Below are 22967 nucleotides of genomic sequence, written 5' to 3' on the forward strand. Positions count from 1 at the left end.
GCCACAACCGAACCAATCGGTCCGCCTTCGACCCAGGTCCTGGTCAACCGACCGTCGAACCACCCAGGCGATCGATCGCGGCGGCCAGGTCGGCGGACGAGGCCATCCCGGCGTCGACCCCGCCGGTTCCTTCGCAGAGCATCGTGGCGGCCCAGCGCAGGGGCAGCAGCCCGGCCATCTCCGCAGCGCAGGCCACCTGAACGGCCGACTCACGAGCACGTCCGGTCTCACCGATACAGCTCAGCGCCGCCGCAGACACCAGGTCGGTCTTGACGATGTGGCGTAACGAATCGGCATCGTTGGCGAGAGCCCGAGCGTTCTCGGCGTGTCGGACCGCCCCTGGGCCGTCGCCGCGCATCATCGCCAGCTCGGCCGCTACCCACGACGCCCGTAGTGCCGGACGCCACAGCCCTCGACCGGCGGGGTCCTGCCGCTGCTCCGCACTGCGGGCCAACAGGGTGTCCGCGAGGCCGAAACGTCCGATCCCCAACGCATCTGCGGCCAGGCCGGTCAGCGCATCGCTCCGGGCCTCCACCGAGTCAGTCGATCTCGGCGGTCCCCCGAGTCCGACGAGAAGGACCGCGATGCCGTCCCAGCGGCGGGCTCGCTCGTGTTCGCCCACCTGACGCAACCACGACGCTGTGGTCGACGCGTGCAGCGACCGAAGCTCCGCGCTGCGGGGTCGATGCCGCCGAAGCTCGACTCCGGCGGCGCTGTACCGGCCCTGCCCTGCCAACGCGACACTGCGAAACCAGCTCTCTCGCGGATCGGTGGCTGCGGGCAGCAGGAATCGGCCGGGGTTGCCGCCGAATGCGGCGTCGAAGAGTTCGGACTGCGTCGCGGTGGACAGCGAGCTCTGCTCTGAAGGCACGGAGGCAAGGGTAGGGCCATCGCCGATGACGAACGGCGTCCGAGTCCTACCGATACGACGCGACGCAATTGCGTGGGGCGAATTCACCGTCGGTACGAAAAGGGACAACAGCGCGTCGTTTCGCGCGCACAGAATGCAGTTTTCAAGGAATTAACAATGTGAACGCAGCCGACTCGAAGACGAGAATCTGAACGCTGTGTGGCGAATAGGTTAATCGGCGCAGTCGGTCACACGATCGGCAACCGATGCGTCGCACGCCGTCCGTGCGCCCCTTCGGTCACCGGACGGCGATCCGCGCAATCGCGTCGGACACCTCGCGCGGCCTCGACCGAATGGATCGACGCCTCACCCGACGCGAGCAACGGAGCGGCCCGAAGCACCAAAAAAACGCCTGTGATCAGGCGAAACACCGACTAGTGCCAGTCGGTCGCATCGAGCGATCACCCTGACGACCGATGCAGGACAACTGAGCTCCGCGGCTTCGCTTCGACAGCCGGAATGCCGATGCCCTTCCCATCGTCTCCCGTGTCGACGGATTCTTCAACAGGAAGGACACGCACGCGGGTGAGTCGAAGTAAATATCGCGCGTGTTAATTCTTTGCCCCATAACTATGCATTTGCACACGACAGAGAACTATTGACTCGATTTCGTCGATCCACATAACGTTGTCGGCATTCGGATCACGAATCCGAGAAGCCACACCACCCTAGGAGTTTCCATGCCGCAGCCGAATCACCTCCCTGGGCCGAACGCCGACATTTGGGATTGGCAGATGCACGGCCTGTGCCGTGGCGTCGATTCGTCCATGTTCTTCCACCCGGACGGCGAGCGGGGCCGGGCACGAGCACAGCGCGAGATGCGGGCGAAGGAAATGTGCCGTAGTTGCCCCGTCCTCGCCCAGTGCCGTACACACGCTCTCAACGTCAGCGAGCCCTACGGGATCTGGGGCGGAATGTCGGAGACCGAGCGAGAACTGCACGCTCGTCACAACCGCCGCCGCATTGCGGTGTAGTCACCCGAACACACGACAAAGCCCCCAACCCGAAAGGGGTTGGGGGCTTTCTCGTGTCATGAACGTCAGTGAGCGTGTCCGTGCCCGGAAGAAGGCTCGGAGGCCTCTTCCGGCTTCTCCACGATCGCGCTCTCGGTCGTCAGGATCATGCGTGCAACCGACGCGGCATTGACCACAGCGGAGCGAGTCACCTTGACCGGATCGACGACGCCGTCGGCCAGCAGGTCGCCGTACGTCAGGGTCGCGGCATTGAATCCGTGTCCCTTCGGCAGTTCTGCCACCTTGCTGACGACGACGGAACCGTCGATGCCCGCGTTGGAGGCGATCCAGAACAGCGGTGCGTTGAGTGCGTTGCGCACCACGGCCACACCGGTGGCTTCGTCGCCGGTCAGGCCGAGGTCGTCGGCCAGAGCCAACGCTGCCTGAGTCAGAGCCGAGCCGCCGCCGGGGACGATGCCCTCTTCGACGGCGGCCTTGGCCGCAGCCACAGCGTCGTCGACGCGGAACTTACGCTCCTTGAGCTCGGTCTCGGTGGCAGCGCCGACCTTGATGACCGCGATGCCGCCCGAGAGCTTCGCCAGACGCTCTTCGAGCTTCTCGCGATCCCACTCGGAGTCGGTGTTCTCGATCTCACGGCGGAGCTGACCGACGCGCGCGTCGATGTCGTCCTGCGTGCCCGCACCGTCGACGATGGTCGTGTCGTCCTTGGTGACGACGACGCGACGAGCGCGACCGAGCAGCTCGAGTCCGGCTTCCTTCAGGCTCAGACCCACATCGGCGGTGATGACCTGGCCGGCCGTCACGACCGCGAGATCGTCGAGGAACGCCTTGCGACGATCACCGAAGAACGGCGCCTTGACCGCCACGGCCTTGATCGTCTTGCGAATGGAGTTGACGACCAGCGTCGAGAGAACTTCACCTTCGGTGTCCTCGGCGATGATGAGCAACGGCTTGCCGCTCTCGGCAACCTTCTCCAGCAGAGGCAGAAAGTCCGGAAGCGAGGTGATCTTCTCGCGGTACAGCAGGACGTACGCGTCCTCGAGAACTGCTTCCTGCGCGTCGACGTCGGTAACGAAGTACGGCGACAGGTAGCCCTTGTCGAACTGCACGCCTTCGGTGACCGAGAGCTCGGTGAGCAGCGTCGAGGACTCCTCGACGGTGACGACGCCGTCCGCGCCGACGCGGGTGAGCGCCTCGCCGACGAGTTCACCGATCTCGGGGTCACGCGAGGACACGGTGGCGACCTGAGCGATCGCCTGCTTGCCCTCGACCGGGGTTGCGGCGGCGAGCAGAGCCTCGGCGACCTTGTCGGCCGCCTTGGAGATGCCGGTGCCGAGCGCGATCGGGTTGGCACCTGCGGCGATGTTCTTCAGACCGCCACGCACGAGCGCCTGCGCGAGGACCGTCGCGGTGGTGGTTCCGTCGCCTGCGACGTCGTTGGTCTTGGTGGCGACGCTCTTGACCAGCTGCGCGCCGAGGTTCTCGAACGGATCTTCCAGGTCGATCTCACGAGCGATCGAGACACCGTCGTTCGTGACGGTCGGACCGCCGAATGCCTTGGACAGGACGACGTGGCGTCCCCGCGGCCCGAGCGTCACCTTGACGGCGTCGGCCAGCTTGTCGACGCCGCGTTCGAGTGCGCGGCGCGCTTCCTCGTTGAATTGGATTTGCTTTGCCATGTTTCGGTGTTACTCCTTCGAGTAAAGAAACTCGATCGAACGCACACCGCCCCGGGACCGACACGAAAATCGGATACCGGGGCGGGATGCGTTGTGGCCTACTTGGCGATGACAGCCAGCACGTCGCGTGCCGACAGAATCAGGTACTCCTCGCCGGCGTACTTGATCTCGGTGCCGCCGTACTTGCTGTAGATGACGGTGTCACCTTCTTTGACGTCGACCGGGATGCGGTTGCCCTTCTCGGTGACACGGCCTTCGCCTACGGCGACGACGGTGCCCTCCTGGGGCTTCTCCTTGGCTGTGTCGGGGATGACCAGACCGGAGGCGGTCGTCGTCTCGGCCTCGTTGGCCTGGACGAGGATCTTGTCCTCGAGCGGCTTGATTTTCACGCTCGCCACGTTGAGCCCTCCAAAGTTATGGGGTACGCGTCCGGGGTCGGATCCCCGGACAGCTGTGTGTAAGTACTTCTCCTGCGGTTCTGACAATCACGGCCTGAACTCGTTCCCGTCGTCGCGGGTGCCGGGACTTCGCTCGGTGCCAACTAGCACTCTATACACGAGAGTGCCAGCACTCAAGGGCTGGGTTCGCCAGGTTCGTGACGCGTGGGTCGCGCGGGTACACACGCGCCCTCCCGCACCACCACAAAGATCCGAAAACGGGCGAATCAGGACCCGAAACGCCGAACACCGGAGTCGTTTCCCGCTGTTTTACCGGCGTCCGCGAAGTCATCGAACGACCAGGTAGGAGGCTATGAACTCTCACCGAAGAACCTACCGAGCGGCATATTACGCTCGCGATGAGGCACGAAGTAACGTTACGATAACGGAGCTGTCCGAGCGATAACGGTCGACAGCCGTGCCGCGACATGGCACACAGAGCAGTCGATTCCGGACAGGTACACAGGGGCGGGAGGTGCAGCATGCGAGTAGGCGTGGGTATATCCACCGGATCCGAGGTCGTGTGCGCAGCCCTCGTCACCGTCGACACCGACGGTAGTCGCACGGTCGAGTACCGCACCGTATCCACCGATCGCCAAGCGAACACCGACATCGGCGATCTGGTCACCTCGGCCATCGAACTGATGGCCTCTCTGATTCCCGGTCACCGGTCGCCCGACGCGATCGCCGTCACCTACCGCACCGAGGAGCACGCTGCGGGTATTCGCGCCGCGCTGGCCCACACCACCCGCGATGTTCGACTGGTACCCGAGTCCGCTGCCGCGTCCGCGCATCTGGCGACCACCGGCCTGATCGATCGATACGACACGATCGCGCTGGTCGATCTCGGCGCCTCGGGCATGTCGGTCACCGTCACCGATCGGACCACCGACAAGGTACTGGCGCACGGCCGATCGGACGCCGTCGGCGGCGACGCACTCAACGTGCTCGTCCGGAACCTCGTGCAGGACATGACCCGTGACAACCTTCGGGACGACATCCGCGACGACCGCGGAATCGGGTCCGCGCGGTACCGATCGGTCAAGGAACAGCTGTCCCACTCGGACGAAGTCAGCATCGCGCGTTACAGCGGAATTCCGCTGACGGTCACCCGGGACGCGTTCGACACCGCCGCGACCCCCATCTTCGGCACCGCCGCCGAGTTCGTACGAGGAGTGTTCGACGAGAGCACTCACGAACCCGAGGTCATCGTGCTGATCGGTGGAGGGGCGCACATCCCCCTGCTCGCCGCCACGCTCACCGACATGTTCCACGCCCCGGTCGTTCGAATGTCCGAGCCCGACGCGGTTCTTGCCGTCGGCGCTGCCTCCGTTGCCGCGTCGGCCGACGGCGGCGGCTACCAACTCGTCTCGGCCACGCGCAACACCGCGACCCGGATGAGCCGATACTCCGGTGCGATCGCGGCCGCCGTCGTCGCAGGTGGTCTCGTTCTCGCCTACGGCGTGCAGACGATGACGCCTGCCGACGATGCCAGCGTCTCTCCGGCCGGAAGTACCGCGCGATCCGCGACCGAATCCAGCGATACCGGTGCGCCGGCCACCGGGGGGTACTCCCCCGACGAGGATCAGACGACAGCAGGACGCACCCCCGGGGATCGATCCGACCCCACGGCAACCTCGGTGGACGCCACCGGATCGTCGGCGCGGTTCACCACGACCGCTCCGCCGACCAGTACCCCGACACTGCGTCCCGCACCGGACCTCCCGCGGATCGACTGGCCGATCGACCCCACCACGAACCCTGCGTCCCCCGATGCCACCACCGGGATCCCGATCGAGCCGCCGACCTCGGTCACCACGACTCCGGTTCGACCCTCCGAACCGATCGAGTCCTCGAACCCGAGCGATACGACCGAGATCGTTCCCGGCCCGACGCCCGACCCCACTACCGAGGTCACACCCGAGTTCACTCCGGTGCCGACCGAGTCGATCACCGTGCCGACCACCGATGTCAGCGGTTCGGAACCCACCCCGGAACTGACGGCACCACCGACGGTATGGTCGCCGCCGGTCGCAGCTCCCGCGGCGTCCGGATCCCCGACCGATCCACTGTCGGCAGCCGAGCCGTCGGCTCCGCGTTCGTCCGAGACCACAGCCGCAACGCAGGACGCTCAGCCGGGCACCTGACTGGTCGCGACCGAGAGGCCGGGGTCGGTCACAGCGGTCAACGCCGACGGCTCGGCTCCGCCCGCAACCAGGTGGGCACCCAGTGCTGCGATCATCACGCCGTTGTCGGTACACAGTCGGGGCTTCGGAATTCTCAGCGTCAAACCCTGCTCTGCACAACGACTTTCGATCAGCGAACGAATGCGAGAGTTGGCGGTGGCACCCCCACCCAGCACGATCGTGTCGACATCGACGTCGGTTGCCGCGCGAACGGCCTTCATCGTCAGGACATCGGCGACGGATTCCTGGAAGGACGCCGCGATGTCTGCGACAGGAATCGGATCTCCCGCACGTTGCCTGGCCTCGACGAATCGAGCGACGGCCGTCTTGACCCCGGAGAAGGAGAAATCGTAACGGGCATCGCGTGGGCCGGTCATGCCTCGGGGAAACGCGATCGCAGCCGGGTCACCGTCGCGCGCAGCATCATCGAGCGCCGGGCCACCCGGATATCCCAATCCGAGGAGCCGCGCAACCTTGTCGAAGGCCTCCCCCGCTGCGTCGTCGACCGTGGTCCCGAGCTCGGCGATCGGCCGGGACAGATCGTCGACGTGCAGCAGATGAGTGTGACCTCCGGACACCAACAGCGCCACGCACGACGGCATCGGGCCGTGCTCGAGAGTATCGACCGCGACGTGGCCACCGAGATGGTTCACCGCATAGAAGGGCACGCCCCAGGCCGCGGCGTACGCCTTCGCAGCGGCAACCCCGACCAGCAACGCCCCGGCCAGCCCCGGCCCGATCGTCACCGCGACGGCGTCGGGACGCTCGATGTCCGCGGCCGCCAGAGCGCGCCGCATGGTCGGCACGATCGCTTCGAGATGTGCGCGCGACGCCACCTCGGGCACCACTCCGCCGTACCGCGCGTGTTCGTCGACGCTGGAGGCGACCTCGTCGGCCATCAGCTCGCACGTCCCCGCTCCGCCCCAGCGGACGATCCCGACTCCTGTTTCGTCGCAGGAGCTTTCGATACCCATGACGATCATCGGGCTGATCCTTTCGTCTTCTGAGGCCGACGCATGGTGAAGGCGTCGGCCCCGCTCGGCTGGTAGTACCCGGCCCTGGTGCCCACGATCTCGAACCCTTCACGTCGGTACAGCTCGATGGCGGGCTCGTTGTCGGTGCGCACCTCGAGAAAGACCGGCCCACCGTGCTCGTCGGCCACGCGCAGCAGTTCGTCCAGCAAACGCCCGCCGATTCCCCTGCGGTGATGCGACGGATCGACTCCGATGGTGTGCACCTCGGACTCACCGACGACGAACGCTCCGCGGCTCGGCTGCCCCAGCAGCGAGATGCCTGCGTAGCCGACGACCTCATCGTTCTCTCGCGCGGTGACGTAATGATTGTGTGGCGCGGCCAGTTCCGCGATGAATGCATCCTCGGCCCACGGGTCGTCACCCGGGAACAGCAGGGTCTCGAGATACGCGCACCGAGCAGCATCCGCCGCCGTCATCGACTCGATCGACACGGTCACTTCAGAGCCTTCGCTGCGGCACGCTCGTCGAGCGTCTTGGCGTCGGGGCGGCGCAGATACAACGGCACGAGCGGGCCGGGGACGATCCCGCTGCCGATATCGGCGGCGGCCACCGCGACCAGTCCGGCCGGAGACGGTGCCTGCACATCACGAATCGGAAGCTCGAATGCCGCTGCATGCGGTGCCGATCCGGCGACCGAATCGACCCCGACACGGTCCAGTTCGGCCGGGGCCACGACGTCGGGTCCCGCGACTCGCACTCCCGCTTCGTAACGCGCCCAATAGATTTCGCGTCGACGCGCATCGGTCACCACCAACAGGGACCCGGGTTCGGAGACATCCGAGGCAATGGCGTCGAGACTGCAGACGCCGAACACCGGAAGACCGAGTGCGTCACCGAAGGCCGCTGCCGTCGCCATTCCCACCCGTAAACCGGTGTAGGGCCCGGGACCGACGCCGACGACGACGGCACCGAGATCGGCGGCGGTGATCTGCGCCTCGGACAGGCACTCGAGGATGTTGGGGGTGAGTATTTCTGCATGCGATCGCGCGTCCACCCGAACCCGCGTGGCGAGCGTCGTGGCCACTGCACCGACGGCGGACTCGGTCAGACTCACCACACCTGCGGTGACGGCGGGGGTCGAGGTGTCGACGGCAAGTACAAGCACGATGCTTCAGATTACCCGCACGCTCGCATGCCGACTCACTGCCGTCGCGCACAGCCGACCGGGCTCAGTGCTGCGGCGTGACCACCGATTCCACGCGGCATGCCGTCACGCGTCGAACGTCGGAGTCCGGGTCACGCGTCAGACGAACCGACACATGGCCGTCCGACAGCTTCTCGACCAATCCCTCACCCCACTCGACCACGACAACGGCGTCCGTGAGGTCGGTGTCGAGGTCGAGGGCATCGAGTTCGTCGAGCGCCGACTGCCCCGTCATCCCCAGCCGATACGCATCGACGTGGACGAGCGCAACCGGCGGCAGACCACGGGGCCGCGACCCGGCCCGGTGCTCACGGGCGATCACGAACGTCGGCGAGGTGACGCGGCCCTGCACACCGAGTCCGGCCGCAATCCCCTTCGTCATGGCTGTCTTTCCGGCACCGAGCGGGCCGTCGAGAATCACCAGATCGCCGGCGACCAGAACGCCCGCAAGCCGTGCACCGAACTCGGCAGTGTCTGCGGCAGTGGCCAATTCGACATCCACCGGCAAGATCAGCGGCTCGTCAGACAACGCCCCACCGCCGCTTCTTGCCCGCGGCCTCCGTTGCCCGTGCCACGAGGCGCGCGATCGCACCGTTGACCTGTTCCGGAAATTCGAGTTGAACCAGGTGCCCGCCCTGGCGCACACGCACCATCTCCGAACGCGGCAGGGCCTGAGCCAGAGCCTCCGAGCTCGCGAACGGAATGATCCAATCCTCGTCGCCACACACGACCGATACCGGAATGTTCTCGAATTCCAGCAAGGCCTCGGACTCGTCGTGCAACTCGAGCGTCTCGAGGAAATTGACGATCGTGACGACGGACGTGTCGTCGATCATCGACTGGGAGAATGCCACCAGTCGTGGGGACACCCTGGTGCCGTAGGACGCCGCGCGCAGTACCGGTGAGATGAGCGCGCGCACAGCTCCGCGACCGAACTGCACGAAGCCGGGCGACGTCCGCACCGCGAGCCGGAACGCGTCGACCGCCGGATTCTGCAGACTACGACCCACCCCGGATTGCGCGAGACCGGCAGCTGTCGTCGAGATCAGGACCGCGCCGATCACTCGCTGGCGCAGCACGTCCGCTCGTTGCCGCGCCATGGACAGGATCGACATCCCGCCCATCGAGTGCCCCACGAGAACGATGCGGCCCTTGGGTACGACAGAGCGAATCACCGCATCGAGATCGAGGCCGAGTTGACCGATGGTGCAACTCTCCGGGCTCGGTACTCCCGACCGCCCGTGACCGCGCTGGTCGTAGAAGACCATGCGGACCGTCGAACCCCATTGCTGTTCGAGTGCACGCCGTTGGAAATGCCACGACGACGTGCGAAGGCAGTAACCGTGTACGAATATCACGGTCAGTTCGGCATCCGACGGACCGACTTCGCGAACCGCGAGCGGCACGCCGTCGTCCGCGGTGACGATACTGCCTCGGTCGGCATCCATCAGGTCGAGATTCTCGGTGGCCAGCGGATCCTTGTTGGACCGGAACGCCGTCTCGCGCACCACAATTGCAATACTCTGCAGCAATCCGAGCATGATCTATTTCGTCGCCTCCCCTGAGTGCGCGGCGACGAACCGTCGTCGAACACGTCCACGAATGCCGGTGACGACCTCGTAGCTGATTGTGTCGAGCGCATCCGCCCAATCCTGAGCGTGCGCTTCTCCCCTGTCCCCTGGCCCGAACAGTAGCGCCTCGTCGCCGACCGCGACACCCGAGCCGCCGCCACCGAGGTCGACGACGAATTGATCCATGCACACGCGCCCCACCGAGGGGTAGCGGCGACCTCCGATGGTCACCTCGAACCGCCCGCTGAGGCGGCGAACGACACCGTCTGCGTAACCGAGAGCGACGAGTGCGACCACGGTGTCTGCGGGAGCGGTCCAGGTGTAGCCGTAGGACACCGATTCACCTTCGCTCACCTTCTTGATGTTCGCCACCTGCGCCGACAGCGTCATGACCGGACGCAGCCCGAACGTTCCCAGCTCGGGCACCGGCGACAAGCCGTACAGAGCAATACCCGGGCGGACCATGTCGAAACCGAGATCGGGTCTGGTCAACGTGGCAGCCGAGTTGGACAGATGCACGACGGCGGGAGGTGTTCCGCGGCGGGTGGAGCGCCGCACCGCGTCTCGAAGCCGCTCCGCCTGGGCATCGTTGGCCGGATGACCCGGCTCGTCGGCGCATGCCAAGTGCGAGAACATTCCGGTCAACCGAACGGTGCCCTCCGCGACGGCAACCGCCGTCGTGTCGAGGACGTCGTCGAGATCAGCTTCCGCGACCCCGTTGCGGTTGAGCCCGGTATCGATCTTGAGCGAGAGATCTGCGGTTCGGCCGACTCGACGCGCGGCGTCGACCACGGCATCGAGCTGGGCGGCCGTGGACACCGCGATCCCCACCTGCTGGGCGATTGCCGCAGCGAAGTCCGAATCCGTTCGATGCAACCACGCCAGCACCGGGACCGTGATTCCCGCTGCCCGGAGTTCGAGGGCCTCGCCGATGGTGGTGACGCCGAGCTCCTGCGCCCCCGCTGCCACTGCGGCGCGTGCGACTTCGACGGCACCGTGGTTGTATCCGTCGGCCTTCACGACCGCCATCACAGCGGCGTCCCCGGCGAACTGCTGCAACACGTGGACGTTGTGAGCCACTGCGTCGAGGTCGACGGACGCCACAGCGCCCGAACCCGTCCGAGGATCGGTCCTCTCGTCGTCGCAGCCGATAGTCACAACATTCGATAGTGCCATCCGGGCCGCCGATACGACGGATCAGGGTGCCACAACTCGTGACACACCTGGTGTCGGACGTGGGCCACGCACGACCACGGTCACAGAGTGAGTGAGCGCACTGTTCGGATCGCGTCGGGAATGGCCTCACACAGCGGGCTCGCAGAAATGGGTGCTGCGAACTCTCCGCCCGAACCGTGAGCCGCACGTGCCGCGGCCAGGGCGTGGACCTTCGCCCCGCAGGCAGCCGCCGTGGACGGTGCCATTCCCGACGCGAGCAGGGCCCCGAGAATGCCCGACAGTACGTCGCCCGAGCCGGCCGTCGACGCGGCCGATCCTCCGGCATCGCTGACGAACGTGGTGCCGTCCGCATCGGCCACGATCGTCGCCCGTCCCTTGAGCAGAACGGTGACGCCCCAGCGCGCGGCGAGATCTCGAACCGATCCCACTCGGTCGGGTGCGGGGTCGGATCCGGTCAGGCGGGCGAATTCTCCGGCATGCGGGGTCAGCAGGGTCGGTGCGGCGCGTCCGGCAACCCAGCCTTCGTTCTGTGCGAGGACAGTGAGCGCATCCGCGTCGACGACCACCGGCAGGTCCGTGTCCAGAACTCGACGCACGATCTCCGCGGATTCCTCGTCGGTGCCGAAACCGGGACCGACCACCCACGCCTGCACCCTCCCAACCGTGTCGAGATCCGGGGCGGCAACGACCTCCGGATAGTGCGACACGACCTCTGCGCCTGCACTTCCCACGTAGCGGACCATCCCGGAGGTGGCCGCGACAGCCGCGCCCACGCAGAGCAGTGCGGCACCGGGGAACGTGGCGCTGCCGGCCAGGACACCCACCACGCCCTGCGAATACTTGTCGTCCGCGGCCGTGGGAATCGGCCACACCCGTCCTACGTCGGCCGGCTCGAGCGACGCCATCGCCGGCGCGGGCAGCTCGAGGCCGATGTCCACGAGTTCGATTCGGCCACAACGAGGTACGGCCAGTACATGCACAGGCTTGCGGGCTCCGAACGTCACCGTCACGTCGGCGGTCACGGCCGGCCCCGGTGCGGCACCGGTCTCCGCGTCGACTCCGCTGGGAATGTCCACGGCCACGATCGGTGCGGTGATCTGCTCGACCACCGCAGCCGCATCGGGCCGCAACGGACCCTTGCCGGAAATTCCCACAATGGCGTCGACCACGATGTCGGCAGGTCCGCACCGAGTCACCACTCGTCCGCCCGACGCTCGCAGGGCTGCAAGACCTTCGGCGTGCACCCGCGTCGGGTCGAGCAGAAGAGCCGACACCGAGACACCGCGGCGACGCAGATATGTCCCCGTCCACAGACCGTCGCCGCCGTTGTCGCCCGTGCCCACCAGAATCGTCACACGTCGTCCGCCGACGCCGCCCGTGCGCGCGGCCAGTTCGCCCGCCACGACGGTCGCCAAGCCGTACGCGGCGCGCCGCATGAGAACACCGTTGGGCAACGAGTTCAGCAGCGGCGCTTCCGCATCCCGGATCTGTTCGGGTGTGTAGTAACCGCGCATGCCGAGCGCTACTCGACGGTGACGGACTTGGCCAGGTTGCGCGGCTTGTCCACGTCGTAGCCGCGCGCCTGCGCGACCTCGGCGGCGAACACCTGCAGCGGAATCGTCGACAGAAGGGGTTGCAACAGCGTCGAGGCTGCCGGGATCTCGATGAGATCGTCGGCGAAAGGCCGTACGGCTTCGTCGCCTTCTTCGGCGATGACGACCGTTCGCGCACCACGAGCCTGAATCTCGCGAATGTTGCTCAGCATCTTCGAGTGCAACACCGCACGACCCTTCGGCGACGGCATCACGATGATCACCGGGACACCGTCCTCGATCAGCGCGATCGGTCCGTGCTTGAGCTCGCCCGCTGCGAATCCCTCCGCGTGCATGTACGCGAGTTCTTTGAGCTTGAGCGCGCCTTCGAGCGCAACCGGGTACCCGACGTGTCGGCCGAGGAACAGAATGGTCGTGGCCGTCGAGAGCTCTCGTGCGAGCGCCCGAACAGGTTCGACAGTCTCGAGCACCCGCTGCACCAACTCGGGCATTGCTTCGAGTTCGGCGAATTCACGCGCGACCTCGTCGGGATACTTGGTGCCGCGAGCCTGCGCCAACGCCAACCCGACCAGATAGTTCGCGGTCACCTGCGCGAGAAAGGCCTTGGTCGACGCGACGCCGATCTCCGGACCGGCACGCGTGTAGAGGACGGCGTCGGCCTCACGCGGAATCTGCGAGCCGTTGGTGTTGCACACCGCGAGAACCCGGGCCTTCTGATCCTTGGCGTGCCGAACCGCTTCGAGAGTGTCCGCAGTCTCGCCGGACTGCGAGATGGCGACGACCAGGGTCGATCGATCGAGAACCGGGTCGCGATAGCGGAACTCGCTGGCCAGTTCCACCTCGACCGGAAGCCGGGTCCAGTGCTCGATCGCGTACTTGGCGAGCAGGCCCGAGTGGTACGCGCTACCGCAGGCCACGACGAACACCTTGTCGACGTCGCGCAGTTCCTGATCGGACAGTCGCTGCTCGTCGAGCACGATTCGACCGTTGTCGAAGTGGCCGAGCAACGTGTCCGCCACCGCCGCGGGCTGCTCCTGGATTTCCTTGAGCATGAAGTAGTCGTGGCCGCCCTTCTCGGCGGCTGCCAGATCCCAATCGATTCGGAACGGACGCCCCTGCGCCTCGTTGCCCTCGAAATCGCTGATGTCGTAGCCGTCGGCGGTGATGACGACGACCTGGTCCTGGCCGAGTTCGACAGCGTTGCGAGTGTGCTCGATGAAGGCAGCGACATCGGACCCGAGGAACATCTCGCCCTCGCCGACGCCGAGAACCAATGGCGTGGAGCGGCGCGCCGCGACGATCGTGTCTGCATGATCGGAATGGGTGAACACCAGGGTGAACGCACCCTCGAGACGACGCAGAACTGCTTTCGCGCTGGCCACGAAATCGCCCGCGGTCGGGCCATCGGCGTAAGCACGCGAGACCAGGTGCACCGCGACCTCGGTGTCGGTATCGGAGAGGAACTCGATCCCGACCGCTTCCAGTTCGGCACGCAGCGGTCCGAAGTTCTCGATGATGCCGTTGTGCACCACCGCGACCGTTCCGGACGCGTCCCGATGCGGATGGGCGTTGCGGTCGGTGGGACGGCCGTGTGTCGCCCACCGGGTATGACCCATTCCGGTGGTGCCGACGAACGTATCGGTACCGATGTCGTCCAGTTCGGCTTCGAGATTCGCCAGTCGACCCGCCTTGCGCTCGACGGCTGTCGCTCCCGCACCGTCGAGAATGGCGATGCCCGCGGAGTCGTAACCCCGATATTCCATACGCCGAAGCGCCTCGACCACCACACCCAGAGCTGGGCGGTGGCCGACGTAACCCACGATTCCGCACATGGACAATCAGGGTACTCGGCGGGGCGCGCACGACCCATTCGCTCAGGTTGACGTGTCCGGTGTCCCCCTGACGCGCCGCGGTTCGGTAGCGTCATCTCTCGTGGCGAAACCGAAGAAGCTGGCATCTGCTCTCTCCAAGCGCGGCCCGCACAAGGTGCTGCGAGGCGACCTGGCCCTCGCCGGGCAACCCGGTGTCGTCTACACCCCAGCCGAGGGTTACGGCCTGCCCGGCGTCGCCTTCGCACACGGCTGGATGCTGCGTCCCAGTCATTACACCGACACCCTGAAGCATCTCGCGTCCTGGGGCATCGTGGTTGCGGCACCGGACACCGAGCACGGTCTCGTACCGTCTCATCGCGGCCTCGCCACCGATCTGGGCACTGTGCTCGACATCATGACGGGCGTTCGACTGGGCCCAGGCAACATCAGCGTGCATCCGGACAAACTCGCCACGGCGGGCCACGCGATGGGTGCAGGCACCGCAGTGCTCGCCGCTTCCCGACGATCGGACATCAAGGCCGTCGCCGCGCTGTTCCCCGCACCGACTGCGCCCTCGTCCGAGGACGCCGCAGCCGGCCTTTCCGTGCCGGGACTCGTCGTCGGAGACAACTCGAACGCCGATTCGCTCACCGACAACTCGCTCGCGCTCGCCCAGGCCTGGAACGGGCCGTCCATCCTGCGACGAGTCGACGGCTCGACCGCGGACGGTTTCGTCGAGGGTCGCCGGATTCTCGGCGCACTCGGTATCAACAAGCCCGACCGCAAGACTCAGCAGCGCACCCGCGCCGTCCTGACGGCCTTCCTGCTGTTCCATCTGACCGGTGACTTCGACTACGAGGAACTGGCCGGATCGACCGGCGAGATCGACGGCACCAGAGCTGTTGATCCACACGCGCCTCTCGACGCGCAGCCCAAGCCCAAGGCGTCTGCGTCGATCAAGGCGCTGCTCGGACGGGGCTAGTCCCGGCTGTTGTCAGACCAGCCAGGACCTCGGCCGTTCGTCGGGTTCGGTCTCGACGTGCGGTGGGGGCTCTCGCTGGTCGAGATGAGCCGGTTGCAGCACCGAGCCCGACCCTGGCTCGACGTCGGAGTCCGCTCCGCTCACCTCTGCTGAAATCCGTCCGCCTCGGTCGACTGCCGGAGCCTGTGCCCGACTCAACGTCTCCGCCGCCCGCCCCATCGCGATGCGGTGCTCATCGCGTATTCGATGCAACTCCCGACGCCACCCACTGTCGGTGCTCACAGCTCCCCTGCTTCACTGAGGCCCGCGCCGCTACCGGTGTCTGCGGGTTGCGGATCGGTGACCGGTCGATCCGCAACCACCGGATGCTGCACAGCAGGCTGCTCGATGTCGGGTGACTCCGGCGTGCACTGCACCGATGCATCCGAGTCGAATTCGGACGTGGGTGCCGGTTCGGCAGCCGGCACCGGTTCCGCAGATGGCACGGGTTCGGCGGATGGCACCGGTTCCGCCGCCTGTACAGGTTCCTCCGCCGCGACGGATTCTGCCGTGGGTTCCGGTTCGGACGGGGGTTCCGGTTCGGACGTGGGTTCCGGTTCGGACGGGGGTTCCGGTTCGGACTGCAACGCTGCAGCTGGGGCCGGCGCGTCCACCGCGTCGACGACACCGGGGACCTCGACGATCTGAGGTAGGCCGAGCGGTCCGATTCCGAGCTCGAAAGAGCGAGTTCCGAGTCCGGGAGTCTCGAGTTCGAGAGACACCGTGCCGTCGTGTTCGAGTGCGATGCGAGCGCGATGCCCGTCGAGCTCGGCCTCGAGATGGCCGCGTTCGTCGCCGGCCTCGGACCACGACTGCCCGGGCTGCGGCAACGGAACCGACTCGGGTGGCCGATCGCCGCTCACGTCCGGAGAAGCTTCCTCGGTGTTCTCGTCACCTGTCCGGCTGTCGACTGCGGTATCGCCTGAGCCCTGGAGATCTCCGCTGTCGATCGTCTCGGTCAGCGCGTCGTCGACACGGTCGGCGATCTCGGCGACGACTCGATCCACGAGTCCGTCCAGAGAATCCCCCAATTGATCGACGACACGACCGTCGGCGACCAGGGATTCGGCCGGATCCACGCTGTCCGATCCGGCGAGTGCGTTGCCGCCGGGTGGCGAGACGGCCGGGCCGACAGCTGGCGACGCGACAGCTGGCGACGCGACAGCTGCGGGCCCGACAGCTGGTCCGGGTCCGGAACCGGCAGGCGTGGAACCGATCCCGGCAGGAGCCGGGTCTACCGAAGAGCTGTCGGGCCCCGTCCACGGCGCTGCTGTACCGGGCTCGAGTGCCCAACTGCGCTCGTCGAGTCCGCCGAACGAAGGCTCGTGGACACTGCCCAGAATGTCCACCACCAACTTCAGACAGTCTCTGACGGCGGTGTCCGTGGCGGTACATGCTGCGAGGACGGCCTCGCACGTGCCCTGCACCCGCGGAACGAACTCGGTGTCGATCCAGCGCCCGCAGCGTTCGGTCGCCTCGGCAGCGAACTCGTCGGAGACATCGCCGCTGCGCACACCGTCGTTCAGATCCTCGAACGCAGACGCCAATCGTGGGAACACCGACTCTCGATCGACCGGCAGGCACTCGATTCCCGACGCAAGCAGAATCGCATCGATCTGGTCGACGTCTTTGCCGTCCACCAGGTCGGTGTCGAGGCCGCCGACGAGCTCGGCCTTGTCGGTCACTGCGTCACGGAGAACGTCGACGGCCGCACACATCGTCTGGTGAGAATCTTCGATCGACGCGAGGAACTGGGAAGCCTTTTCCTGTTCGGCCGAAAGATAGGTCTGCACGGCATCCCCCGCCTCACCGTGCCAACGCAACTGCAGGACACGGCGAAGCTGAATCTGCTCCTCGAGCTGATCGGCAAGTACTGCGGACACCGTCCCCACGGCGTCTGCATCGTGTCCGAGCGCACCGAGGTTCAGCCCACGCTGCTCGTCGTACCTGGCGCACATGTCCTGATACTGCGGAACCTCGACGCCCGGGACACGGCCGACCATTGGCAGAAAGCGCTCGAAGAACAGCAATCCTTCGGCGTTCGCATCGAGAATCTCGTCTATCGACGCCCTGTCACCGGACGAGGCCGAAGGAGGTGTCACCGGGGTGACTCGATCGCGTACGCGGTGGCGTCGTCCTGTTGCTCGTACTCGTTCATCGCGGTGGTGAGGGCATCGGCAATGTCGTCGACCGCGGACCGCCATGCGCCGACGGCACGCCCGAGCCCGAGGTACGCCTGGGAGTACGCAGCGCCCAGGTCACCGTAGTTCCGTCCGGCCCCGGCTGCGCCGAAGCCTGCGTCGGCGACGGAATCGGCGGCGTCACCGAGCACTTCCGCCGACGACACCAGTGCATCTGCCACCCCGCGAACCCGGTCCGCGTCCACCAGAACTCCGTCGCTCATACGTTCCCGTTCCCCCTCCGAGTACCCCTTTCTCACTATGACGTGCGCCGACTCACATCGGTTCCCCAGGGAGCGGTAACGTCCCGATGTGAAATGTCCGTAACAGGTACCTGAAGTGGCTGCACCAGCTACTCACCGAACGAGGAGTCCCATGCACATCGGAACGATGCTGAACTACAGCGGTGGTTTCAACGAGACCGTTGCCGAGGTCGCCGAGCTCGAGAAGGCAGGTCTCGACATCATTTTCGTGCCCGAGGCCTACTCGTTCGACGCCGTCAGCCAACTCGGATTCCTCGCGGCCAAGACGAGCACGATCAAGATCGCGTCCGGCATCTTCCAGATCTACACCAGGACACCGTCACTGACCGCCATGACCGCCGCCGGTCTCGACTACGTCTCCGAGGGCCGATTCGTGCTCGGGCTCGGCGCATCGGGACCGCAGGTCGTCGAGGGCTTCCACGGCGTCAAGTACGACGCACCGATCGCCAGAACCCGCGAGGTCATCGAGATCTGCCGCCAGGTCTGGCGTCGCGAGAAGGTGCAGTATCAGGGCAAGCACTATCAGATCCCGCTGCCGGCCGACCAGGGAACCGGTCTGGGCAAGCCGCTCAAGCTGATCAATCACCCTGTGCGCGATCGCATTCCGGTCGTCATTGCCGCACTGGGCCCCAAGAACGTCGAACTCACCGCCGAGATCGCCGAAGGCTGGCAGCCCATCTTCTACTTCCCGGAGAAGGCCGCCGACGTGTGGGGCGATTCCCTCGCAGCAGGCAAGGCCAAGCGTGACCCGTCACTCGGCGAACTCCAGGTCTTCGCAAGTCCGACGCTGGCGATCGGCGAGGACGCAGAGAAGTACCTCCCCTGGGTCAAGCCACATCTGGCGCTGTACATCGGCGGCATGGGAGCCAAGGGCAAGAACTTCTACAACTCCCTGGCTCAGCGATACGGATACGAGGCCGAGGCCGAGAAGATCCAGGACCTCTACCTGGCCGGCAAGAAGGACGAGGCCGCAGCGGCAGTTCCCGACGAGCTCGCGCGCGCGGTCAACCTCATCGGCCCGGAAAGCTTCGTCAAGGAGCGGGTCGCAGCCTTCGCCGAAGCGGGTGTCACCACCCTCAATGTCGCGCCGCTCGCCGAGAACACCGCAGGTCGCGTCGCGCAGCTGACCGCACTGCGCGAACTGACGGCCTGAGAAACGTCAGACCGACGCGACCCGGCCCGCCAGCTCTTCGGCGAGCCGGGTCGCGACGTCGAGTTCGGACGCTTCCACCATCACCCGCACCAACTGTTCGGTACCGCTGGGGCGCAACAGAACTCGACCCGATTCCCCCAGTTCACGCTCGGCCGACGCGACGGCGTCCGATACCGACGGTGCGGACGCCACCGCTGCTTTGTCCGACACGCGGACGTTGATCAGAACCTGCGGCAGTGTCCGCATCGCCGACGCCAGGTCCGCGAGGGACCGCCCGGTCTGCGCCATCCGCTCCATCAGTCGCAGGGCAGTGGCAATTCCGTCTCCGGTCGTTCCGACTGCGGGCAGCACGACGTGTCCACTCTGCTCACCCCCGAGCGCGAACCCGCCGCGGCGTAGCTCCTCGAGCACGTATCGATCTCCGACCGCGGTGGTACGCAACGTGATTCCGGCCTCGCGCATCGCAATGTGCAGACCGAGGTTGCTCATCACCGTTGCGACCAACGTGTCGTCGGTCAGGTGGCCGGCGTCGTGCATCGCGATGGCCAACACCGTCATGATCGCGTCGCCGTCCACCACGGAACCCGACGCATCGACGGCGAGACAACGGTCTGCGTCTCCGTCGTGCGCGATACCGAGGTCGGCACCGTGCTCCACGACGGCCTTCTGCAATCCCTCCAGGTGCGTCGACCCGCACCCGTCGTTGATGTTGATGCCGTCGGGTTCTGCATTGATTGCCACGACCGTCGCACCGGCCCGTCGGTAGATCTCGGGCCCGACGACAGAGGCGGCACCGTGCGAGCAATCCACCACGACGGTCACGCCGTCGAGTCGATGCGACACCGACGAAGCGAGATGCTCGGTGTAGCGGGCTGCCGCGTCGTGCGCGACGTCGATTCGGCCGATCGCGGCACCGGTGGCGTCGTAGGGCTGTGCGTTGTTCCGGGAGCGCCCCTCGGGATCGAGGGCAGCTTCTATCCGGTCTTCGACGTCGTCGTCCAGCTTGTGTCCGCCTGCGGCGAAGATCTTGATTCCGTTGTCGGGCATCGCATTGTGAGACGCCGAGATCATCACGCCGAGCGCCGCGTCGTATTCGGCGGTGAGGTAGGCAACCGCAGGCGTGGGGAGAACTCCGACGTCGATCACGTCGACACCCGATGCGGTCAGTCCCGCGGACACGGCTGCGCTCAGCATTGCCCCACTGATGCGCGGATCACGACCGACCACTGCCACCCGCCTGACGCCGTCGACGTTCGGTGCCAACACGGCGGCTGCGGCTCGCGCGATCGTCAACGCCAGTTCTGCGGTCAGAACCCCGCCTGCCAGTCCGCGAACTCCGTCGGTGCCGAACAATCGCGCCATGAACCAAGAACCCTTCGAGCGGAGAGAATGTGGTGGGAAACGCCTCGAGGGCAGGCGTCCGATACTGCTGGATGCCTGCCCTCGAGGATGAAACGAGTAAGACGCGTCAGCGCTTGGAGTACTGCGACGCCTTACGGGCCTTCTTCAGGCCGTACTTCTTGCGCTCGACTGCACGCGCGTCACGCGTGAGGTAGCCCGCGGCCTTGAGCGGCGGGCGATCGTCGGGTGCGAGTTCGATCAGTGCGCGCGAGATGGCCAGACGCAGTGCGCCTGCCTGTCCCGACGGTCCGCCACCGTGCAGCAGTGCGACGATGTCGAAGGACTCCGCGCGGTCCACCAGAACGAGAGGAGCCTTGATCAGCTGCTGGTGCACCTTGTTCGGGAAGTAATCCTCGAGGGTGCGGCCGTTGAGCTTGAATCCGCCGGTGCCCGAGGACAACCGAACACGAGCGACGGCTTCCTTACGGCGACCGACGGTCTGGATCGGGCGATCGAACACGATCGGGGCCGGAGCGGCTGCGGCTTCGATGTCCGAGACGACCTCGGGATCTTCGACTGCCACGAACTCGTCGGCGGCGATCTCTTCGATGTTCTCCTGCGACGTCACGTCATTTCCCTCCGGCGCCGTCACTGGGACACCTGCTTGATCTCGAACGGAACGGGCTGCTGAGCGGCGTGCGGGTGGTTCGGTCCCGCGTAGACCTTCAGCTTGCTCGCGATGGCACTACCGAGCTTGTTCTTGGGGATCATGCCGACGACGGCCTTCTCCACGAGACGATCGGGGTTGCTCTCGAGGACCTGACGGGTCGAGCGCGACTTCAGACCGCCCGGATGGCCGGAGTGGTGGTGGTGGAACTTGCCGTCGAGCTTGTTGCCGCTGATGGCAACCTTCTCGGCGTTGATGATGACGACGAAGTCGCCGCCATCGACGTTGGGTGCGTAGGTGGGCTTGTGCTTACCGCGGAGCAGTGTCGCGGCCTGGACGGCGAGGCGTCCGAGCACGACGTCCGTGGCGTCGATCACATGCCACGTCCGGGTGGTGTCCCCGGCCTTCGGGGCGTAAGTAGACACAGAAAATTCCTGTCTTCATGATGTCGCTGCTGGCCAAGACGTGTGGATGCCCTCGGCGGCCAGTTGAGACCCGAGGACAAGAGCTCGATACGCACGTTAATACGCGGCGAGCCCATACACGCCAACGGGGAACGATACCGGGAGCGGACGCCCAGGTCAAAACGCCTCCGCTCGTCAGCGCAGGCGCACACACTGCACGCACCGACGGGCAGCGGGTAGCGCCTCGAGCCGGATCGCCGGAATCTCACCACCGCACCGCTCGCAGAAGCCGTGCGTGCCGGCCGAGAGCCGTGAAACCGCCGCGTCGATCTCGCGTATCTCGGATTCGGTGTCGGTGATCAGCGCCGCAATCTTCGCCCGCTCGAACGCGATCGTCGATCCCTCGGGATCGTGCTCGTCGTCGTCGGTGGTGAGCCGCGATCCCTCGATCACCGACGCGAGTTCGCCACGAAGCGACTCGAGACGATGCAGGGAGCGCGACCGCTCCGTCCCGAGTACTGCTGCGAAGTCCGTCACCACTCCAGTAGACACCGCGACGGACCGGCGTGCGACGAAACGACGTCTGCCCCGACCGATGTTCTCGGTCGGGGCAGATGCGTGGTGTCGAGACCGGTCAGCGAGCCATCCGCGCCTTGTTGGCCATCTCGACGCCGTGCATCGTCTCGCCACCGGTACGGGCGGCTGCGACGAGGCTCGACAGAATGAGGTTGAGCTCGTCGGATGCAGAATTCCACTGACGCTGCAGCTCGTAGTAGGACGTCATCGCGTCGCCCTCCCACGACTGGTAGAGCCGCTTCGCGGTGCTGTCCACGTCCCCGAGGAGGTCCTTGGTCACGTTCGCCTGCTTGTTCATCGCCTCTGTCAGCGCCGCGATCTGCGCGAAGTCGTATTTCATATCGGATCGGTCTCCTTGGTCGAGCGTGGTCGTGTGAGTTGTCGTGTGGTCACCGGATGCGCCGTCACTTGAACGAGGACAGTCCCGAGTTCAGGGATCCGGCCACCTGGTTCACGGCCGACACGTTGTCGTCGTCGGCGTCCGAGTAGCCGTGGCCGTTGGTCTTGATGTCCGCGGAGATCTGTTCGAGCGCACTGCGCATCTTCTGCGCACTGGTGTCCCACTGGGCCATCACGTCCTGAAACGATTTGCCCGCCTTGCCGACCCACGCCTCGGCGGTCTGCTCGACGATCGAGCGAACGGCCGAATTGGACGCGTTGATCGACACGCTCAGGCCTTCGATCGTGGCTCCGGCAGCCATGAGCTCCTGCGGCGTGACCGTGACGCCGTTCGACGAACCCGTAGATTCCGGTCCCCCTGGATATCCCACTTCGACTCCTTGTCTTCGATACTCGATTCACCTGCACCCGCGGCGCACGTGCTGCTCGACCGAGAGGCCACTGTCGGCCCGCTCACTCCCCTACATCTCCTTGGACGCAACGACCCC

The 22967-nt window shown here is 66.1% G+C and carries 24 protein-coding genes; 4 read left to right on the forward strand and 20 right to left on the reverse strand.

The features are described 5' to 3' along the window. Positions 1-43: 43 nt before the first annotated feature. Entirely contained in the window at positions 44-871 is an 828-nt protein-coding gene (locus R3P95_RS04080; protein WP_317547368.1) for a hypothetical protein, read from the reverse strand. 719 nt (positions 872-1590) lie between these two features. Here R3P95_RS04080 and R3P95_RS04085 point away from each other — a divergent pair. Next, on the forward strand, positions 1591-1884 hold the full coding sequence (locus R3P95_RS04085; RefSeq protein ID WP_027496361.1) for a WhiB family transcriptional regulator: 294 nt from the start codon (positions 1591-1593) through the stop codon (positions 1882-1884). A gap of 65 nt (positions 1885-1949) precedes the next feature. On the opposite strand, the gene groL is transcribed toward R3P95_RS04085, so the two are convergent. Continuing rightward, positions 1950-3563 carry a chaperonin GroEL gene (gene groL, locus R3P95_RS04090; protein WP_149405362.1) on the reverse strand — a complete coding sequence of 538 codons (1614 nt, stop codon included), beginning with the start codon at positions 3561-3563 and terminating at the stop codon, positions 1950-1952. Positions 3564-3661: 98 nt separating this feature from the next. Further along, the gene (gene groES / locus R3P95_RS04095) at positions 3662-3961 is read right to left on the reverse strand and encodes a co-chaperone GroES (RefSeq protein ID WP_008718149.1); all 300 of its coding nucleotides are present in this window, start codon (positions 3959-3961) and stop codon (positions 3662-3664) included. Positions 3962-4482: 521 nt separating this feature from the next. Between groES and R3P95_RS04100 the strand changes: the two genes are divergently transcribed. Further along, complete coding sequence (locus tag R3P95_RS04100) at positions 4483-6147, forward strand: Hsp70 family protein (RefSeq protein ID WP_317547369.1); 1665 nt, start codon at positions 4483-4485, stop codon at positions 6145-6147. Here R3P95_RS04100 and tsaD read toward each other — a convergent pair. The 8 genes from tsaD to glmS all read right to left on the reverse strand — a co-directional run bounded on the left by tsaD (position 6132) and on the right by glmS (position 14496). After that, a complete protein-coding gene (gene tsaD / locus R3P95_RS04105) occupies positions 6132-7169 on the reverse strand; it encodes a tRNA (adenosine(37)-N6)-threonylcarbamoyltransferase complex transferase subunit TsaD (RefSeq protein WP_269594421.1) in 1038 nt (345 codons plus the stop codon). The two genes, R3P95_RS04100 and tsaD, sit on opposite strands and share 16 nt — an antisense overlap. Beyond that, on the reverse strand, positions 7166-7657 hold the full coding sequence (gene rimI / locus R3P95_RS04110) for a ribosomal protein S18-alanine N-acetyltransferase (RefSeq protein ID WP_317532245.1): 492 nt from the start codon (positions 7655-7657) through the stop codon (positions 7166-7168). Before rimI ends, tsaD begins: the two co-directional genes overlap by 4 nt. After that, positions 7654-8325 (reverse strand): tRNA (adenosine(37)-N6)-threonylcarbamoyltransferase complex dimerization subunit type 1 TsaB, encoded by a 672-nt coding sequence (gene tsaB, locus R3P95_RS04115; RefSeq protein ID WP_269594419.1) that lies wholly within the window; start codon positions 8323-8325, stop codon positions 7654-7656. Before tsaB ends, rimI begins: the two co-directional genes overlap by 4 nt. Positions 8326-8389: 64 nt before the next feature. After that, positions 8390-8893 (reverse strand): tRNA (adenosine(37)-N6)-threonylcarbamoyltransferase complex ATPase subunit type 1 TsaE, encoded by a 504-nt coding sequence (gene tsaE, locus R3P95_RS04120; RefSeq protein WP_317547370.1) that lies wholly within the window; start codon positions 8891-8893, stop codon positions 8390-8392. Continuing rightward, positions 8886-9905 (reverse strand): alpha/beta fold hydrolase, encoded by a 1020-nt coding sequence (locus tag R3P95_RS04125; protein WP_269594418.1) that lies wholly within the window; start codon positions 9903-9905, stop codon positions 8886-8888. The genes tsaE and R3P95_RS04125 overlap by 8 nt, the downstream gene beginning before the upstream one ends. 3 nt (positions 9906-9908) lie before the next feature. Next, on the reverse strand, positions 9909-11111 hold the full coding sequence (alr, locus tag R3P95_RS04130) for an alanine racemase (protein WP_197478044.1): 1203 nt from the start codon (positions 11109-11111) through the stop codon (positions 9909-9911). 80 nt (positions 11112-11191) lie between these two features. Beyond that, positions 11192-12625, reverse strand: a complete 1434-nt coding sequence (locus tag R3P95_RS04135) for an NAD(P)H-hydrate dehydratase (RefSeq protein ID WP_317547371.1) — start codon at positions 12623-12625, stop codon at positions 11192-11194. An 8-nt stretch (positions 12626-12633) separates the two neighbouring features. Then, complete coding sequence (gene glmS, locus R3P95_RS04140) at positions 12634-14496, reverse strand: glutamine--fructose-6-phosphate transaminase (isomerizing) (RefSeq protein WP_068051303.1); 1863 nt, start codon at positions 14494-14496, stop codon at positions 12634-12636. 100 nt (positions 14497-14596) lie between these two features. Here glmS and R3P95_RS04145 point away from each other — a divergent pair, with 100 nt between their 5' ends. Next, a complete protein-coding gene (locus R3P95_RS04145; RefSeq protein ID WP_317547372.1) occupies positions 14597-15457 on the forward strand; it encodes a dienelactone hydrolase family protein in 861 nt (286 codons plus the stop codon). Between the two features lie 12 nt (positions 15458-15469). Here the strand turns inward: R3P95_RS04145 and R3P95_RS04150 are convergent, their stop codons facing one another. From R3P95_RS04150 to R3P95_RS04160, 3 genes are read right to left on the reverse strand one after another with little or no spacing between them, the layout of a single operon-like run. Further along, positions 15470-15739 (reverse strand): hypothetical protein, encoded by a 270-nt coding sequence (locus tag R3P95_RS04150; RefSeq protein ID WP_317547373.1) that lies wholly within the window; start codon positions 15737-15739, stop codon positions 15470-15472. Further along, the gene (locus tag R3P95_RS04155; protein WP_317547374.1) at positions 15736-17598 is read right to left on the reverse strand and encodes a hypothetical protein; all 1863 of its coding nucleotides are present in this window, start codon (positions 17596-17598) and stop codon (positions 15736-15738) included. Before R3P95_RS04155 ends, R3P95_RS04150 begins: the two co-directional genes overlap by 4 nt. Further along, positions 17595-17900 (reverse strand): type VII secretion target, encoded by a 306-nt coding sequence (locus tag R3P95_RS04160; protein ID WP_317547376.1) that lies wholly within the window; start codon positions 17898-17900, stop codon positions 17595-17597. The genes R3P95_RS04155 and R3P95_RS04160 overlap by 4 nt, the downstream gene beginning before the upstream one ends. Positions 17901-18051: 151 nt before the next feature. Here R3P95_RS04160 and R3P95_RS04165 point away from each other — a divergent pair, with 151 nt between their 5' ends. Then, entirely contained in the window at positions 18052-19092 is a 1041-nt protein-coding gene (locus tag R3P95_RS04165; RefSeq protein WP_317547377.1) for an LLM class F420-dependent oxidoreductase, read from the forward strand. Positions 19093-19098: 6 nt separating this feature from the next. On the opposite strand, the gene glmM is transcribed toward R3P95_RS04165, so the two are convergent. From glmM to R3P95_RS04195, 6 genes are all read right to left on the reverse strand, one after another. Beyond that, the gene (glmM, locus tag R3P95_RS04170; protein WP_317532241.1) at positions 19099-20454 is read right to left on the reverse strand and encodes a phosphoglucosamine mutase; all 1356 of its coding nucleotides are present in this window, start codon (positions 20452-20454) and stop codon (positions 19099-19101) included. A 106-nt stretch (positions 20455-20560) separates the two neighbouring features. Then, entirely contained in the window at positions 20561-21085 is a 525-nt protein-coding gene (rpsI, locus tag R3P95_RS04175) for a 30S ribosomal protein S9 (RefSeq protein WP_032397516.1), read from the reverse strand. After that, positions 21082-21525 carry a 50S ribosomal protein L13 gene (rplM, locus tag R3P95_RS04180; protein WP_037188282.1) on the reverse strand — a complete coding sequence of 148 codons (444 nt, stop codon included), beginning with the start codon at positions 21523-21525 and terminating at the stop codon, positions 21082-21084. The genes rpsI and rplM overlap by 4 nt, the downstream gene beginning before the upstream one ends. A gap of 174 nt (positions 21526-21699) precedes the next feature. Beyond that, complete coding sequence (locus R3P95_RS04185; protein WP_317547378.1) at positions 21700-22041, reverse strand: TraR/DksA family transcriptional regulator; 342 nt, start codon at positions 22039-22041, stop codon at positions 21700-21702. 97 nt (positions 22042-22138) lie between these two features. Then, entirely contained in the window at positions 22139-22420 is a 282-nt protein-coding gene (locus R3P95_RS04190; RefSeq protein ID WP_068051312.1) for a WXG100 family type VII secretion target, read from the reverse strand. A 64-nt stretch (positions 22421-22484) separates the two neighbouring features. Beyond that, positions 22485-22850: a WXG100 family type VII secretion target gene (locus R3P95_RS04195; RefSeq protein WP_269594400.1), complete on the reverse strand. Its 366-nt coding sequence runs from the start codon at positions 22848-22850 to the stop codon at positions 22485-22487. Between the last annotated feature and the right edge of the window lie 117 nt (positions 22851-22967).

The sequence above is a fragment of the Rhodococcus cercidiphylli genome (assembly GCF_033042225.1).
In the GTDB taxonomy this organism is placed as follows: domain Bacteria; phylum Actinomycetota; class Actinomycetes; order Mycobacteriales; family Mycobacteriaceae; genus Rhodococcoides.

Bases quoted from the DNA above. Each gene is read 5' to 3' on its own strand.
- R3P95_RS04085 (WP_027496361.1), top strand. From the start codon at position 1,591: ATGCCGCAGCCGAATCACCTCCCTGGGCCGAACGCCGACATTTGGGAT.
- groL (WP_149405362.1), bottom strand. From the start codon at position 3,563: ATGGCAAAGCAAATCCAATTCAACGAGGAAGCGCGCCGCGCACTCGAA.
- R3P95_RS04190 (WP_068051312.1), bottom strand. From the start codon at position 22,420: ATGAAATACGACTTCGCGCAGATCGCGGCGCTGACAGAGGCGATGAAC.
- glmS (WP_068051303.1), bottom strand. From the start codon at position 14,496: ATGTGCGGAATCGTGGGTTACGTCGGCCACCGCCCAGCTCTGGGTGTG.
- R3P95_RS04160 (WP_317547376.1), bottom strand. From the start codon at position 17,900: ATGAGCGACGGAGTTCTGGTGGACGCGGACCGGGTTCGCGGGGTGGCA.
- R3P95_RS04125 (WP_269594418.1), bottom strand. From the start codon at position 9,905: ATGCTCGGATTGCTGCAGAGTATTGCAATTGTGGTGCGCGAGACGGCG.
- R3P95_RS04135 (WP_317547371.1), bottom strand. From the start codon at position 12,625: ATGCGCGGTTACTACACACCCGAACAGATCCGGGATGCGGAAGCGCCG.
- glmM (WP_317532241.1), bottom strand. From the start codon at position 20,454: ATGGCGCGATTGTTCGGCACCGACGGAGTTCGCGGACTGGCAGGCGGG.
- R3P95_RS04100 (WP_317547369.1), top strand. From the start codon at position 4,483: ATGCGAGTAGGCGTGGGTATATCCACCGGATCCGAGGTCGTGTGCGCA.
- R3P95_RS04165 (WP_317547377.1), top strand. From the start codon at position 18,052: ATGCACATCGGAACGATGCTGAACTACAGCGGTGGTTTCAACGAGACC.
- tsaD (WP_269594421.1), bottom strand. From the start codon at position 7,169: ATGATCGTCATGGGTATCGAAAGCTCCTGCGACGAAACAGGAGTCGGG.
- alr (WP_197478044.1), bottom strand. From the start codon at position 11,111: ATGGCACTATCGAATGTTGTGACTATCGGCTGCGACGACGAGAGGACC.